A 12,027-nucleotide genomic window follows, 5' to 3' on the forward strand; every position below is an offset into this window, starting at 1 on the left:
CGCCCGTCCCTTGTGGGCGGGCGGCGCGCGCTGACCTGCAAGGGCAGCGGGCGCGACAGCCATGCGGGGCATGGCTGTCGCGCTGGCGGCGGGGGCGCTGCTGAGACGGAGGGAGGGGGGCCGATTATCACCGGCCCCCCGATCAGATCAGGCCATTTCATCGTCGGCAAGTTCGCCGCGCTCCATGTCCTCGTCCTCGATCCCGTCACCGTCCATGTCGGTGTCGAAATCCTCCGGGTCGGCCTCGGGCTGATCGAACGCGCCAATCTTCATGGGGGCAGGTAGCCACCCTCCCGGAAGCCGCCCCGACACATTGACGGCAAGATCACCCTTCTTCTTGATGGTCGCGCAGTTCTCGGCGCTGGAAGCACCGCATTCCTCGCGCAACAGGCCGATCATCGCGGCTCGGCGCATCTTGTCGAACAGTGCGATGGGGGCGGTCCAACGGGCTGCGATGTCCACCCCGGTCGCGCGCGCGATCTGCTCGAAATGGTGATGCCGACTGCCGGGGGAGCCACCCGCGAACACCGTGCCGTCAACGGTCATGGCGACAAGGCCCGCCAGCAATGCCATCTTGTCGTCGCTGGTCATGGCGCGGATTGCGTCGAACCGGCCTTCGGCGGGGATCGATGCGAAGCGGGTCGCCATCACTTCCTCGACGGGGCGAACGTCGCTCGTTGCCATAAGCTCGTCGGCCACATCGGTCGCGACCGTCTTGGCCTGAACCTCAAGGGCCATCTGGTAGCTGTGCGCGCCGTGGAGCAACTGGCCTGCAAGGCTGTCCAGCATGATGTCGAGCGCCAGCGCCGGGTCGGCCGCGACGGCTTCCTGCACGATCTGCGTCTTGATGCGGGTCAGGTCCGCGAACAGGCTGTTGCTATAGAGGGGTTGGGGTTCGCCGCTGCTCGCTTTGGGCTTCGCCTCGGCCTTGGCGCGATAGAAGCTCTTGCCGAGCGAACCGTCATGCGAAACCCATAGCGCCACGCCCCCGACTGCGACCTGCTCCGCATTGAACGCCCGCATTCCTTCGGTGATGGTGTCGCGCTCGTCGGACAGCGGCTCGATGCCGTCGCTATCTTCGCCCTCGGCCTCGGCAATCGCCTCGATTTCGGCATCGATGGCGGCAAGCCGCGCCGCTTCGTCCTCGGTGGGCTCGCGGGTGGCCGGATAGATGCTGCCCTTCATGTAGAGATCATAGGGCCGTTCCAGCGTGGCGCGGACCTCGTGCCAACCGATCGCACGATATTCATCCGCAATGCCGTCCAGCTTTTCTTCGGCCAGTTCCTGCACAAGCTCGGGCTGGTCGGCAAAGCCTTCCGCTCCTTGGCTGAACAGGTCCACCGTGATCGTCCCGCCCTTCGCCTCATAGGCATCGCGCCCGACGAACAGGAACGCGCCGCTGGTGGTGTCCACCTTCTCCGTGGTGAGCATCCGCCGGATGGTGTGGGCGTGACCATTCGCCGCCTTGCAGACCTTGATCTGCTGGTCGTGATCCTCGGTGAGGGTGAGCGCGCGCGCCGCCTCAAGCGACAACTGGTCCTTGGCGATCAGGTCGATCAGCGTGGGTGCGAGCGCGGAAAGGCGAAGCATCTTGTAGACGAAACTGACTGCCTGACCGAACCGGGCTGCGATTTCCTCGGCGTCCATGCCGGTGTCGCGCAGTGCCGCAAAGGCGCGGATGCTGTCGGCGGGGTGCATGTCCTCACGCTGGAAGTTCTCCGCGAGCGACAGTTCGATGGCCTCTTCCTTGGTGCGGACCTCGACGGGGAAGGTGTCGCTGTTCTTGATCCGCTTGCGCTTCGCCAGTTCCTTGAGGCCCCGATAGCGCCGCCCTCCGGCGAACACATAGAACAGGCCCTCGTCCTCGTAGGCGACAAGGTTCTGCAACAGGCCGTGCGCGGCAATGTCGTCGGCCATCGCTTCCACGGCGGAAGGCTTCACGCGCCGCTGATTGAGCGGGGAAAGGCGAAGCTGCGACAGCTTGATGGTGGTGATACCCATGATGAAACTCCTGTGATCTGTGATGGTGTCGATTGGGGAAGCGGGGTCAGCCTTCGAGGCTTGCCAGCTCGTCGAACTCGGCTGATGCGCGGGTCGCGGCGTCGCCTGCGTAGGTCGCGCCGGATCGTGGATAGAAGAACACGCGGTCGCCTTTGGCGTAGGGGGTGCCGTCTGCGCTGGTCCCGTCCATCTTGGCCCGTTTCCAGTAGGGATCGCCCTTGTATCGGGTGTAAGCCATTGTCCTTTCTCCTTCTTCCTGCGGCTGAAAGCCGGTTGCCGCAGCAACCGGGTCTGCCTCTCCGGCGAGGAGCGGGATGGGGAGGGAGGAGGAAAATCGATGGCCTTGGCGCGGGCAGGCCGCCCTAGCGCGGCCGACGCCCATCAGGGCGTCGGGTGCCGCGCTTGGCGGACAACACGGGGGCGTCTATTTTCCTTCGGGAACGAAAGGGCAGCAGCCCTTGGTGTTCCCCGCGCTGGCGGGCCTCCGGGGGAGGGCCGCGGCGCTAGGCGAGTGAAGTCGCGCCCATCGGGCAGCGGCGACAGGTGTGCCATGTGGCACACCTCACGCGAGGATCGTCACCCTTTGGGCCGAGACGCCGGCACGGTGGCTCGGTCGGCGCTCGCCAGGGCGCCGATAGAGCCGTGCCCGGCAGGGTCGCGCCCGACTGGTCTTCAGGTTCAATGAGACAGAGCGTCGATAACCCTGCATTCGGCAACCGTTCCAACGGTGCATGTGCCGCCCCAGTGGGCGATTTCAGCGCGAAGTGCAGTCAGATCGGCCAGCTTTCGATCGATCTCCGCGATATGGACGGCAGCTATCGTATCGGCTTCCGCGCAGGATTCCTGCGGGTCATCTGCAAGACGCAGAAGAGCGCGCACTTGATCGAGGGAAAATCCCAGATCGCGCGACCGCTTGATGAAGGACAGCCGATCGAGATGCGAGCGATCGTACAACCGATAATTGCCCCCGCTGCGAAGGGGAGGAGAAACCAGACCCTCTGCCTCGTAGAAACGCACGGTCTCGATCTTCAAGCCGGTCCGTTTGGCGATCTCGCCGATTTTCATCGCCCTGCCTCTTGACCCTCTAGTAGGATGAGGGTTCATATAGGGCGTCTGATCCACGAATCGAGCTTGACGATGGCAGACGCCGTTTTTTCAGCGCAGCGCGACATGATCGCGGACCTCGGCCGCACGGCTGCGCAGCGCCGCGTCTCGATAGTTGCGATCAAACCCACCACTTCAGCCAGCTCCACGCGGCTCGCGCCGTTGATGCGCGAGTTATTGCAATGACATGGAAACCTTTCCGTGGTAGGGGCGGGTTCGTGCGAGCCTTTCTGCCTCTCCTGACATGCCTGATGCTGGTCCTTACCAGCTTCTCTGGCATGGCTCATGCCGCCGATTTGGCGGGGGGAAGCATCGCGGGCGTTGAGTTTACCGTTCATTCCGCCGGCGACATCGACGAGGTGCCGTCGGATTCGGACAAGAACGTCCCGCACCATCACAATTACTGTCACGGGCATGACGTTGGTGCGCCTGCGCGCACGACGATGGAATATACCCACGTCCTCACGATGCCCAAGCCGACTATCTCCGCCTCTGCGTCGCTCGACGGCCGCACCGGCATGGTCCATTTGAGGCCCCCCCAAGCCTGACGTCCGATTTGGGCGCGCGTTGGCGCGCCCCTGTCGATCATCGTCAGGAGTCCTATTTTCATGCATCGTATCCTCGCGGCCATGCTGGCCGCAGCGTCGTGCGCCACTATGGCGCAGGCGCAGGTCGGACCGTCCGCGCCTTTTGCGCAGGACGCGCCGGTCTACACGCTTGACCAAGCGGTCAGTGCAGCGGGCGGTTCGGCCCCTGCTGCCGAAGCGGCGACAGCCGCGGTCGATGCGGCCCGTGCGGGCCGCACGGTCGCTGGACTGCGGCCCAACCCGGTTGTCCAGGGCCAGGTTGAGAACGTCATCGGCTCGGGGCCGTATCGTGGGGTCCGCAGCGCGGAATCCACGGTCGGCTTTGCGATCCCGATCGAGCTAGGCGGCAAGCGCGGCGCCCGCGTCGCGGTCGCCAATGCGCAATTGTCCCGGGCCGAAATTCAGGCCGCGATCATCGCGGCAGATGTCCGGCTTCAGGTGACGCAGCTTTATGTCGAGGCGGTCGCGGCCGATCGCCGGGTTACAACAGCCCGCGACCAGGCCCGGATCGCCAGCGACGCGCTGCGGGCCGCGAGCGTTCGCGTGCAGGCGGGGCGGGCCTCCCCGCTCGAGCAACAGCGCGCAGATGTCGCGCGCATCAATGCCGACGCCAATGTGGAGCGGCAGCTTCGCTTGGCGGAGGCGGCGCGGGCCAATCTGGCGCGCCGGATCGGTCGACCGATTGACGGTGCGCTCGATGACACGCTGCTCGATCGTCTGCCGGGGGCGAACATCTATGGGCCGGTGGCACCGGTCGATACGACCGGCACGCTCGCGCTGGCGGCGGCGAACGCGGATTTCTCGATCGCGGAAGCGGGCGTGCGGCTTGCGCGCGCCAATCGCGTCCCTGACCTCAATGTCGGGCCTGCGATCCGCCGACTGGAAGCGACCAATGACATGGCGGCGGTGTTCACCGTGTCGATCCCGATCCCGGTGTTCAACAATGGTCGCGCGGCGATAGCGCAGGCGACCGCGCAGCGGACGCAGGCGGATGCACAACGTCGCGTGACCGCGCTCGACATCGAACAGGCGATCACGGACGCGCAGGCGCAGGCGGCCAATGCCGCGACGACGGCTCGTGCGGCGTCGGGGCCGGCGCTGGCGGCTGCACAGGAGGCGGCCCGCATCGCGCGGATCGGTTATCGCGAGGGCAAGTTCGGCCAGCTCGAATTGCTCGATGCGGAACGCACACTCGCTGAAACGCGGGTCGCCGCGATCGATGCGCTCGCCAATTACCAGAATGCCCGCGCGCAAGTGGAGCGACTGACCGCTCCTGCGCCGAATGGGGGAAATCAGTGATGAAGAGTTTCTATCTCGCGGGCGCGGCGTCGCTCGCCCTGCTGTTGGCTGCCTGTGGTGGCAAGGACGCCGGGAACGAGGCGGCCGCCAATGGGGCAGCCGGCAACGAAGCGGCTGCTGGCGCGGAAAAGGGCGGCGCTGAAGGCGGTCACGCCGATGAGGGCGTCGTCACATTGGGTTCCGATCAGATCGCGGCGGCGGGCGTCCAAGTAGGACGGCCGATCATCGGCGGAGCCGGAACGATTGAGCTTCCCGCGATCATCGAGGGCGACCCCCAAGGGACGCAAGTCGTCTCGGCCGCGATCGCGGGACGGGTGGTCGCGCTGACGCGCAACCTTGGCCAGTCGGTCGGGCGCGGCCAGACTATTGCGGTGATCGAGAGCCGCGAGGCGGCGCAGATCAAGGGCGAGGTCGAGGCAGCACGGGCACGGCTTCAGCTCGCCAATTCGAACCTCGCGCGCGAGCAGCGGCTTTTCGCCCAGAAGGTATCCCCTGAGCAGGATCTGATCGCTGCCCGCACGGCGGCGACGGAAGCGCGGATCGCGCTGACGCAGGCGCAGAGCATGGTGTCGGCCGCCGGTGTCGGCGGCGGCGGTCTCAACCGGCTCGGCATCGCCGCGCCGATCTCGGGCCAGATCATCGCGCGCCCCGTGACGCTGGGACAGACGGTCGCGGCGGACGCCGAACTCTATCGCATCGCCAACCTGAGCCAGGTATCGATCGCGCTCAACCTGAAGGCTGAGGATGCGGGCCGGGTGCGCCCCGGCAACACGGTGCTGGTCAAGGCAGCGGGCCGTCAGGCGACCGCGCGCGTCACCTTCGTGTCGCCGGCGCTCGATCCGCAGACGCGGCTTGTGCCGGCGCTCGCCACGCTCGACAATCGGGGTGGCGAATGGCGGGTCGGCGAGCCGGTGACGGCTGCCGTCCAACTCACGGGCAGTGGCGGCAGCGGTGCGATCCGCGTGCCGACGACGGCGGTACAGAGCTTCGAGGGTAAGTCGGTCGTATTCGTCCGAACGCCCACCGGCTTTAAGGCGACCCCGGTTCAGCTCGGCGATGCGTCGGGCGATACGGTGATCGTCCGTTCGGGCCTGACCGGTAACGAACAGATCGCCACCACCGGAAGCTTCACGCTCAAGGCCGAGATCGGCAAGGGCGAAGCGAGCCACGAGGATTAAGCCATGATCGCCCGCATCGTCACATGGGCGGTCGAGAAGCGCTGGCTAGTCCTGCTGCTCACCGTCATCGTCGCCGCCATCGGCGCCTTTTCCCTCTACCGGCTGCCGATCGACGCGGTGCCGGACATCACCAATAATCAGGTCCAGATTAACGTCCGCGCACCCGCGCTCTCGCCCGAGCTGGTCGAGAAGCAGGTGTCGTTCCCGATCGAAACCGCGCTCGCCGGCACTCCCGGCCTTGAATATACGCGCTCGCTGAGCCGCAATGGCTTCGCGCAGATCACCGCCGTCTTTTCGGACGCCACGGACATTTATTTCGCCCGTCAGCAGGTGGGTGAACGTCTGCAGGGCGTGCAAGAGAACCTACCCGATGGCGTGAACCCCGAAATGGGTCCGATCGCGACCGGCCTGGGCGAGGTGTATATGTACACCGTTCGTCTCGAGCATCGCGAGGACGACAAGCACAAGCCCGGTGAACCGGGCCAACAGCCCGATGGCAGTTACATCACGCCAGAGGGCGAGCGACTGACGACCGAAGAGGATAAGGCGACATACCTGCGCACGGCGCAGGACTGGATCGTCACGCCGCTTCTCAAGAACACTCCGGGCCTCGCCGGCGTCGACTCGATTGGCGGTTACGCCAAGCAATTCCTCGTCGTGCCCGATGTGCAGAAGCTGGCTTCACTCGGCATCACGCTGACCGACCTGGGCAACGCGCTGGAGCGCAACAACACCAGCGTCGGCGGCGGCTTCGTCAATCGCAATGGCGAAGGTCTGGCTGTCCGCTCGGATGCGCTCGTGCGCAATGCCGGCGAGTTGGCCAGGACCGTGATCGCGACACGTAACGGCGTGCCGATCACGGTCGAACAAGTCGCGACCGTGAAGACGGGTCAGGCGATCCGCATGGGTTCGGCCTCGGAGAATGGCACTGAGGTCGTCGTCGGCACCGCGATCATGCGGATCGGCGAGAACAGCCGCGTCGTGTCGACCGCGGTCGCGGAGAAGCTGAAGACGATCAACGCTTCGCTGCCTCCGGACGTGGTGATTCAGCCGGTGCTCAATCGCACCGAACTGGTCAACTCGACGATCAAGACGGTTGCCAAGAACCTGTCGGAAGGCGCGGTGCTGGTCATCGTCGTGCTCTTCGTGCTGCTCGGAAACTTCCGCGCGGCGCTGATCGCGGCGCTGGTCATCCCGATCACCATGATGCTGACCGGCTTCGGGATGCTGCGTGCTGGCGTCTCGGCCAATCTGATGAGCCTCGGCGCCCTGGACTTCGGTCTGATCGTTGATGGCGCCGTCATCATTGTCGAAAACGCGCTGCGCCGGCTTGCCGAGCAACAGCATCATGAAGGCCGATTGCTCAGCGTCAAGGAACGGCTCGCGACCGTGGCAGCCGCTGCGCGTGAGATGATCCGTCCCTCTGTGTACGGGCAGGCGATCATCATCCTTGTCTATGTGCCGCTGCTGACGCTGACCGGCGTGGAGGGCAAGACGTTCGTGCCGATGGCGCTCACCGTCATCATCGCACTCGCTTTCGCCTTCATCCTCTCTCTCACCTTCGTGCCGGCGATGATCGCGATCTGGCTGTCGAAGAAGGTCGAGGAGAAGGACGGCCGCATCATCACGTGGCTGAAGAAGCGCTACGAACCCGGTCTGGACCGGGCCATGAAGCGTCCGACCGTGACGATCGGGGCGGGTGTCGCGAGCCTTGTGGTGGCGGCGCTCGCCTTCACCACGCTCGGCTCGGTGTTCCTGCCGCAGCTTGATGAAGGCGATTTGCTGATCCAGTCGCTCCGTATTCCGGCGACGTCGGTCCAGCAGAGCCAAGCGATGCAGGTGCCGATCGAGCGGATGATGTCGAAGCAGCCGGAGGTGCAGTTCGTCTATTCCAAGACGGGCACCGCCGAGCTGGCGGCCGACCCGATGCCGCCGAACGCGACCGACATGTTCGTCATCCTCAAGCCGCGCAAGGATTGGCCGAATCCTGAGCTTCCCAAGGAAGAGCTGGTCAGCCGGATCGAAGGCAATCTCGCGAAGATTCCGGGCAATGCCTACGAGATCACCCAGCCCATCCAGATGCGCTTCAACGAGCTGATCGCCGGCGTGCGCGGCGACATCGCGGTGAAGGTGTTCGGGGACGACTTCAACCAGATGAACCGGACAGCCGAGCAAATCGCTGCGGCGCTGCGTAAAACGCAGGGCGCAGCGGACGTGAAAGTTGAGCAAACGACGGGTCTCCCCATGCTCGACATTCGCGTCAATCGTGACGCGATGGCACGCCTGGGCGTCACGGCGCAGGACGTGCAGGACACCGTGACTGCCACGATCGGCGGGCGGACCTCGGGCCAGATCTTCGAAGGCGATCGTCGCTTCCCGGTGGTGATCCGCCTGTCGGAGGCGCAGCGCGCCGACATCGGCCTGCTCCAGCAGGTGCAGGTGCCGGTGGCAGGCGGCGGCTATGTGCCGCTGTCCAGCGTCGCCGAGATCAAGGTGGTCGACGGCCCCAACCAGATCAGTCGCGAGAACGGCAAGCGGCGCGTGGTGGTGCAAGCCAACGTGCGTGGCCGCGACGTCGGATCGGTGGTTGCGGATGCGCAGGCAACGATCGCCAGCCAGGTTCGGCTGCCTGCCGGCACCTATCTCGAATGGGGCGGCCAGTTCGAAAACCTGCAATCGGCGAGCGAGCGGCTGAAGCTGGTCATTCCGGCCTGCTTCATCCTGATCCTGTTGCTGCTCTATGGCGCATTGGGATCGGTCCGCGATGCCGCCATCGTCTTCACCGGCGTGCCATTCGCGCTGGTGGGCGGCGTCCTGCTGCTCTTCTTGCGAGGCATGGACTTTTCGATCTCGGCGGCGGTGGGCTTCATCGCCCTGTCGGGCATCGCGGTCCTCAACGGCCTCGTGATGGTCAGCTCGATCCAGGATCTGATCCGGTCGGGGCTATCGCGCGAAGAGGCGGCCCATGTCGGCGCAATGCAGCGCCTGCGGCCCGTCGTCATGACCGCGCTCGTCGCAAGCCTCGGCTTCGTGCCGATGGCGCTTGGCGAGGGGGCGGGCGCGGAGGTGCAGAAGCCATTGGCGACCGTCGTCATCGGCGGCCTGATCTCGGCGACGCTGCTGACGCTGTTCGTGCTGCCGACGCTCTACGCCCGGTTCGGGCAGAAAGTGATCGAGAAGCCCGAGCACTACAATGAGGAGCATGAAGGGGACGACCACGGTCAGACCTTCGTGAACAACTTGGCCTGATGGGTGCGCGGGGCGATCCGCGATCGCCCCGCTCATCTCTGGGAGATGGGGATATGCCTCGCACCATAACCAGCTCAATGCTTCACGGCGGGCCACTGCGGATCTGGTCGGCGATCACCGATCCAGATCATCGTCGGGCTTGGAGTCCGCTCGTATTCCTCGACAACCCGTGCCAGCCTGGCGAGACGGAATGTACCTTCGCGATCCAGGGCATCACCCGGCCAATTCGGACGCCGGCCCGGGTCGATCAATTCGACAAGCCGCGCGCCTTCGCTTGGTCCTGCGGCATCCCTTATCTGTTCACGCTCGAAGAGCGGTACGAGCTGGCAGGGGACGACGGTGGCACCAGGCTAACACATAGCTGCACGCTGCGCGGGGCGCTGTCTCTGCCGTTCGCGGCGATGATGTTGCGTCGTCTGCGGTCCCTGATGATCGAGGCTGACGATCGCCTCGCAACCTATCTGCGCTGGCGGGTGGGTCAGCCTGCCCGCGGGATCAATCGTCAGCGCGTCCCCTCCCGCTACAGGAGGAAGGCGCGGTGATGCCGTTGAAGCGGGTACTGCCCGCCCTCATCCTCGTTGTCGGGCTGGCGGCTTGCACGGAAAGCAAGCCGCCAGCTCCGCCAACGGAGCAGCAAATCCATTCGTCCGACAGCGCCGTGGCGACCGGGGAAATGGGGCGTCATCCCTATCGCTGTTCCGACGGGGAACCGCTGTTCGTCGATTACAAGGACAACGGCCTGCAGATCGATTTGCGGCGCTCCAGCAGCGCCGTGCCCATGACGCTGACCGCGCCGGCGCAGGGCCTCCAATATGTCGGCGAGACAGCCACCGCGACCTTCAAGGGGTCGCAGCTCACCGTCGTGGAAGGCGAGGGCCGCACCCGAATCTGCGAACGGGAGGGCACCCGATGAACCGCCCTGTCTTCCGACACGTCGCACTGCAACGGGAGAGAAACGATGTCTGACACGTCGATCTCGAATGTGATGGCCATTCGCGCCGAAGTGATCGCGCGAAGCCGCGCTTTGCGTGAGGCGCAGCCGACGGCACCGCCCGGCGTGACGCCGACCGCTCCGGCGTCGAACTTCGCCGACACCCTCAATGCCGTGGTCGCGAAGGTCAACGAGACCCAAGAGCAAGAGGATGTCGTCACCGAAGCATATGAGCGTGGCGAAACCACCGACATTGCAACCGTCGCGCTCATCCAGAGCCGCGCATCCATTACTTTCGAGGCGACCCTGCAAGTCCGGAACAAGCTGCTGTCCGCTTATCGGGACATCATGAACATGCCGATCGGATGACGATCGCTAAGAGATTTAGGGCGTAATTGATATGATAGTCGGCGCGAGGCCACGTTTTAGGCAGATCATTATCGAGGTTTGGAAGCCTCTCACGATCCTGTTCGTGTGGGACGTGGCGGTGACGGCATTCCACATGATGACCCCGATCAAGGAACCGCCTTTGCCGACGGCGCTGTTCGGCACTGCCATTGCGCTCTTCATGGGGTTTCGGACCAACGCAGCTTATGCGCGCTGGTGGGAAGCGCGAACCCTTTGGGGCGCGCTCATCAATGCGTCGCGCAGCCTAGCCAGGATCACGCGCAGCCTGACCAAGGGGGAACCCGAGGGCAGTGAGATGCGGCACAACATCATCCTGCGGCAGATCGCCTTCGCGCACTCGATGCGCTGCCAGCTTCGCCGACAGTCGCCCTATGAAGAGATTGCCCGGATCGCCGGAACGGACGTCGCCGATATGGCGGTCGCTCGCCTGAACCCTGCCAACGCGCTCTTGGAGGACATATCGGGCATTTACGCCGACGCGCTCGCGGAAAGTCGGATCACCGAGATCCAGCAGGCAACTGTGGAGCGCGTCCTGATCGACATCGCCAATGCGCAGGGTGGCATGGAGCGGATCAAGAACACGCCGCTGCCCAATGGCTTTCGGTTTTTCCCGAACCTCTTCACGCGCGTGTTCTGCGTGCTGCTCCCGATCGCGCTGGTCGAATCCCTGGGCCTTGCCACGCCGATCGGATCGACGCTGATCGGACTCGTCTTCCTAGCGGTGCTGAGCATCGGCGAGGATCTGACCGATCCGTTCGCCAATAGCGTCCACGATGTCCCGCTCACGGCCATGTGCCGCACGATCGAGATCGACCTTCTTCAGACGGCGGGACTACCGGCCCCTGAGCCGCTGACGCCCGATCACGGCGTGCTGTGGTGAGGGCGGTGCGCGCCTTGCGGCACCTGCCTGGCCTGACAGCCGCGCGCATCGGCGCCGTTCTGTTCGCGGGTATGGTCGTAGGGGCGTGCAATCCCGCGCCGAGCGAACCGGCCGAGCCGGCGCATGAAAAGCATCTGACGCCTCGATTGATCGCGCAGCGCATCATGTATTGCGACGATGGATCGCGCGCCGATGTCGACTTCATCGACGACGGGCTGAAGATGGCTGTCACCTGGCTGCCCAACGGCAGAACCGAGATCCTGCACGCGCAACGGACCGGCGAAGAATTTCGCGGCGACCAGTCGCGGGCAGTCGTGGCGGGCGGGTCGATCGCCTTCACGCAGCGCGGGAAGATCCGCGTCTGTCATCGAACACCGGAGGAATCATAGG

At 65.1% G+C, this 12,027-nt stretch carries 13 protein-coding genes; 10 read left to right on the top strand and 3 right to left on the bottom strand.

Going from position 1 to position 12,027, the window contains the following annotated elements; genetic code table 11:
- Nucleotides 1-147 precede the first annotated feature (147 nt).
- The 3 genes from IEX64_RS16425 to IEX64_RS16435 all read right to left on the bottom strand — a co-directional run bounded on the left by IEX64_RS16425 (nucleotide 148) and on the right by IEX64_RS16435 (nucleotide 3,066).
- Nucleotides 148-2,001, bottom strand: a complete 1,854-nt coding sequence (locus IEX64_RS16425) for a ParB/RepB/Spo0J family partition protein (RefSeq protein WP_188821244.1) — start codon at nucleotides 1,999-2,001, stop codon at nucleotides 148-150.
- 46 nt (nucleotides 2,002-2,047) lie between these two features.
- On the bottom strand, nucleotides 2,048-2,239 hold the full coding sequence (locus IEX64_RS16430) for a hypothetical protein (RefSeq protein ID WP_188821246.1): 192 nt from the start codon (nucleotides 2,237-2,239) through the stop codon (nucleotides 2,048-2,050).
- A gap of 440 nt (nucleotides 2,240-2,679) precedes the next feature.
- A complete protein-coding gene (locus tag IEX64_RS16435; RefSeq protein WP_188821248.1) occupies nucleotides 2,680-3,066 on the bottom strand; it encodes a MerR family transcriptional regulator in 387 nt (128 codons plus the stop codon).
- Nucleotides 3,067-3,138: 72 nt separating this feature from the next.
- Between IEX64_RS16435 and IEX64_RS16440 the strand changes: the two genes are divergently transcribed.
- The 10 genes from IEX64_RS16440 to IEX64_RS16485 all read left to right on the top strand — a co-directional run bounded on the left by IEX64_RS16440 (nucleotide 3,139) and on the right by IEX64_RS16485 (nucleotide 12,026).
- Nucleotides 3,139-3,291, top strand: a complete 153-nt coding sequence (locus IEX64_RS16440; RefSeq protein WP_188821250.1) for a hypothetical protein — start codon at nucleotides 3,139-3,141, stop codon at nucleotides 3,289-3,291.
- A 65-nt stretch (nucleotides 3,292-3,356) separates the two neighbouring features.
- Complete coding sequence (locus IEX64_RS16445) at nucleotides 3,357-3,653, top strand: hypothetical protein (protein WP_188821252.1); 297 nt, start codon at nucleotides 3,357-3,359, stop codon at nucleotides 3,651-3,653.
- 60 nt (nucleotides 3,654-3,713) lie between these two features.
- Complete coding sequence (locus IEX64_RS16450; RefSeq protein WP_188821254.1) at nucleotides 3,714-4,991, top strand: TolC family protein; 1,278 nt, start codon at nucleotides 3,714-3,716, stop codon at nucleotides 4,989-4,991.
- A complete protein-coding gene (locus IEX64_RS16455) occupies nucleotides 4,991-6,169 on the top strand; it encodes an efflux RND transporter periplasmic adaptor subunit (RefSeq protein ID WP_188821256.1) in 1,179 nt (392 codons plus the stop codon). The genes IEX64_RS16450 and IEX64_RS16455 overlap by 1 nt, the downstream gene beginning before the upstream one ends.
- A 3-nt stretch (nucleotides 6,170-6,172) precedes the next feature.
- Entirely contained in the window at nucleotides 6,173-9,418 is a 3,246-nt protein-coding gene (locus tag IEX64_RS16460) for an efflux RND transporter permease subunit (RefSeq protein WP_188821258.1), read from the top strand.
- 53 nt (nucleotides 9,419-9,471) lie between these two features.
- Nucleotides 9,472-9,960 (top strand): SRPBCC family protein, encoded by a 489-nt coding sequence (locus IEX64_RS16465; RefSeq protein ID WP_188821260.1) that lies wholly within the window; start codon nucleotides 9,472-9,474, stop codon nucleotides 9,958-9,960.
- Entirely contained in the window at nucleotides 9,960-10,331 is a 372-nt protein-coding gene (locus IEX64_RS16470) for a hypothetical protein (protein ID WP_188821292.1), read from the top strand. Before IEX64_RS16465 ends, IEX64_RS16470 begins: the two co-directional genes overlap by 1 nt.
- A gap of 45 nt (nucleotides 10,332-10,376) precedes the next feature.
- On the top strand, nucleotides 10,377-10,718 hold the full coding sequence (gene fliE / locus IEX64_RS16475) for a flagellar hook-basal body complex protein FliE (RefSeq protein WP_019368193.1): 342 nt from the start codon (nucleotides 10,377-10,379) through the stop codon (nucleotides 10,716-10,718).
- A gap of 31 nt (nucleotides 10,719-10,749) precedes the next feature.
- Nucleotides 10,750-11,637, top strand: a complete 888-nt coding sequence (locus IEX64_RS16480; protein ID WP_188821262.1) for a bestrophin family protein — start codon at nucleotides 10,750-10,752, stop codon at nucleotides 11,635-11,637.
- A 5-nt stretch (nucleotides 11,638-11,642) separates the two neighbouring features.
- Complete coding sequence (locus IEX64_RS16485; protein ID WP_188821265.1) at nucleotides 11,643-12,026, top strand: hypothetical protein; 384 nt, start codon at nucleotides 11,643-11,645, stop codon at nucleotides 12,024-12,026.
- The last annotated feature ends 1 nt before the right edge of the window (nucleotide 12,027 follow it).

This window comes from Novosphingobium indicum, from assembly GCF_014645195.1.
Lineage (GTDB): Bacteria > Pseudomonadota > Alphaproteobacteria > Sphingomonadales > Sphingomonadaceae > Novosphingobium > Novosphingobium indicum.

What these genes read in the sequence shown, in the direction of transcription:
- IEX64_RS16425 (WP_188821244.1), bottom strand. Translation starts at nt 2,001, where the DNA reads ATGGGTATCACCACCATCAAGCTGTCGCAGCTTCGCCTTTCCCCGCTC.
- IEX64_RS16430 (WP_188821246.1), bottom strand. Translation starts at nt 2,239, where the DNA reads ATGGCTTACACCCGATACAAGGGCGATCCCTACTGGAAACGGGCCAAG.
- IEX64_RS16435 (WP_188821248.1), bottom strand. Translation starts at nt 3,066, where the DNA reads ATGAAAATCGGCGAGATCGCCAAACGGACCGGCTTGAAGATCGAGACC.
- IEX64_RS16440 (WP_188821250.1), top strand. Translation starts at nt 3,139, where the DNA reads ATGGCAGACGCCGTTTTTTCAGCGCAGCGCGACATGATCGCGGACCTC.
- IEX64_RS16445 (WP_188821252.1), top strand. Translation starts at nt 3,357, where the DNA reads ATGCTGGTCCTTACCAGCTTCTCTGGCATGGCTCATGCCGCCGATTTG.
- IEX64_RS16450 (WP_188821254.1), top strand. Translation starts at nt 3,714, where the DNA reads ATGCATCGTATCCTCGCGGCCATGCTGGCCGCAGCGTCGTGCGCCACT.
- IEX64_RS16455 (WP_188821256.1), top strand. Translation starts at nt 4,991, where the DNA reads ATGAAGAGTTTCTATCTCGCGGGCGCGGCGTCGCTCGCCCTGCTGTTG.
- IEX64_RS16460 (WP_188821258.1), top strand. Translation starts at nt 6,173, where the DNA reads ATGATCGCCCGCATCGTCACATGGGCGGTCGAGAAGCGCTGGCTAGTC.
- IEX64_RS16465 (WP_188821260.1), top strand. Translation starts at nt 9,472, where the DNA reads ATGCCTCGCACCATAACCAGCTCAATGCTTCACGGCGGGCCACTGCGG.
- IEX64_RS16470 (WP_188821292.1), top strand. Translation starts at nt 9,960, where the DNA reads ATGCCGTTGAAGCGGGTACTGCCCGCCCTCATCCTCGTTGTCGGGCTG.
- fliE (WP_019368193.1), top strand. Translation starts at nt 10,377, where the DNA reads ATGTCTGACACGTCGATCTCGAATGTGATGGCCATTCGCGCCGAAGTG.
- IEX64_RS16480 (WP_188821262.1), top strand. Translation starts at nt 10,750, where the DNA reads ATGATAGTCGGCGCGAGGCCACGTTTTAGGCAGATCATTATCGAGGTT.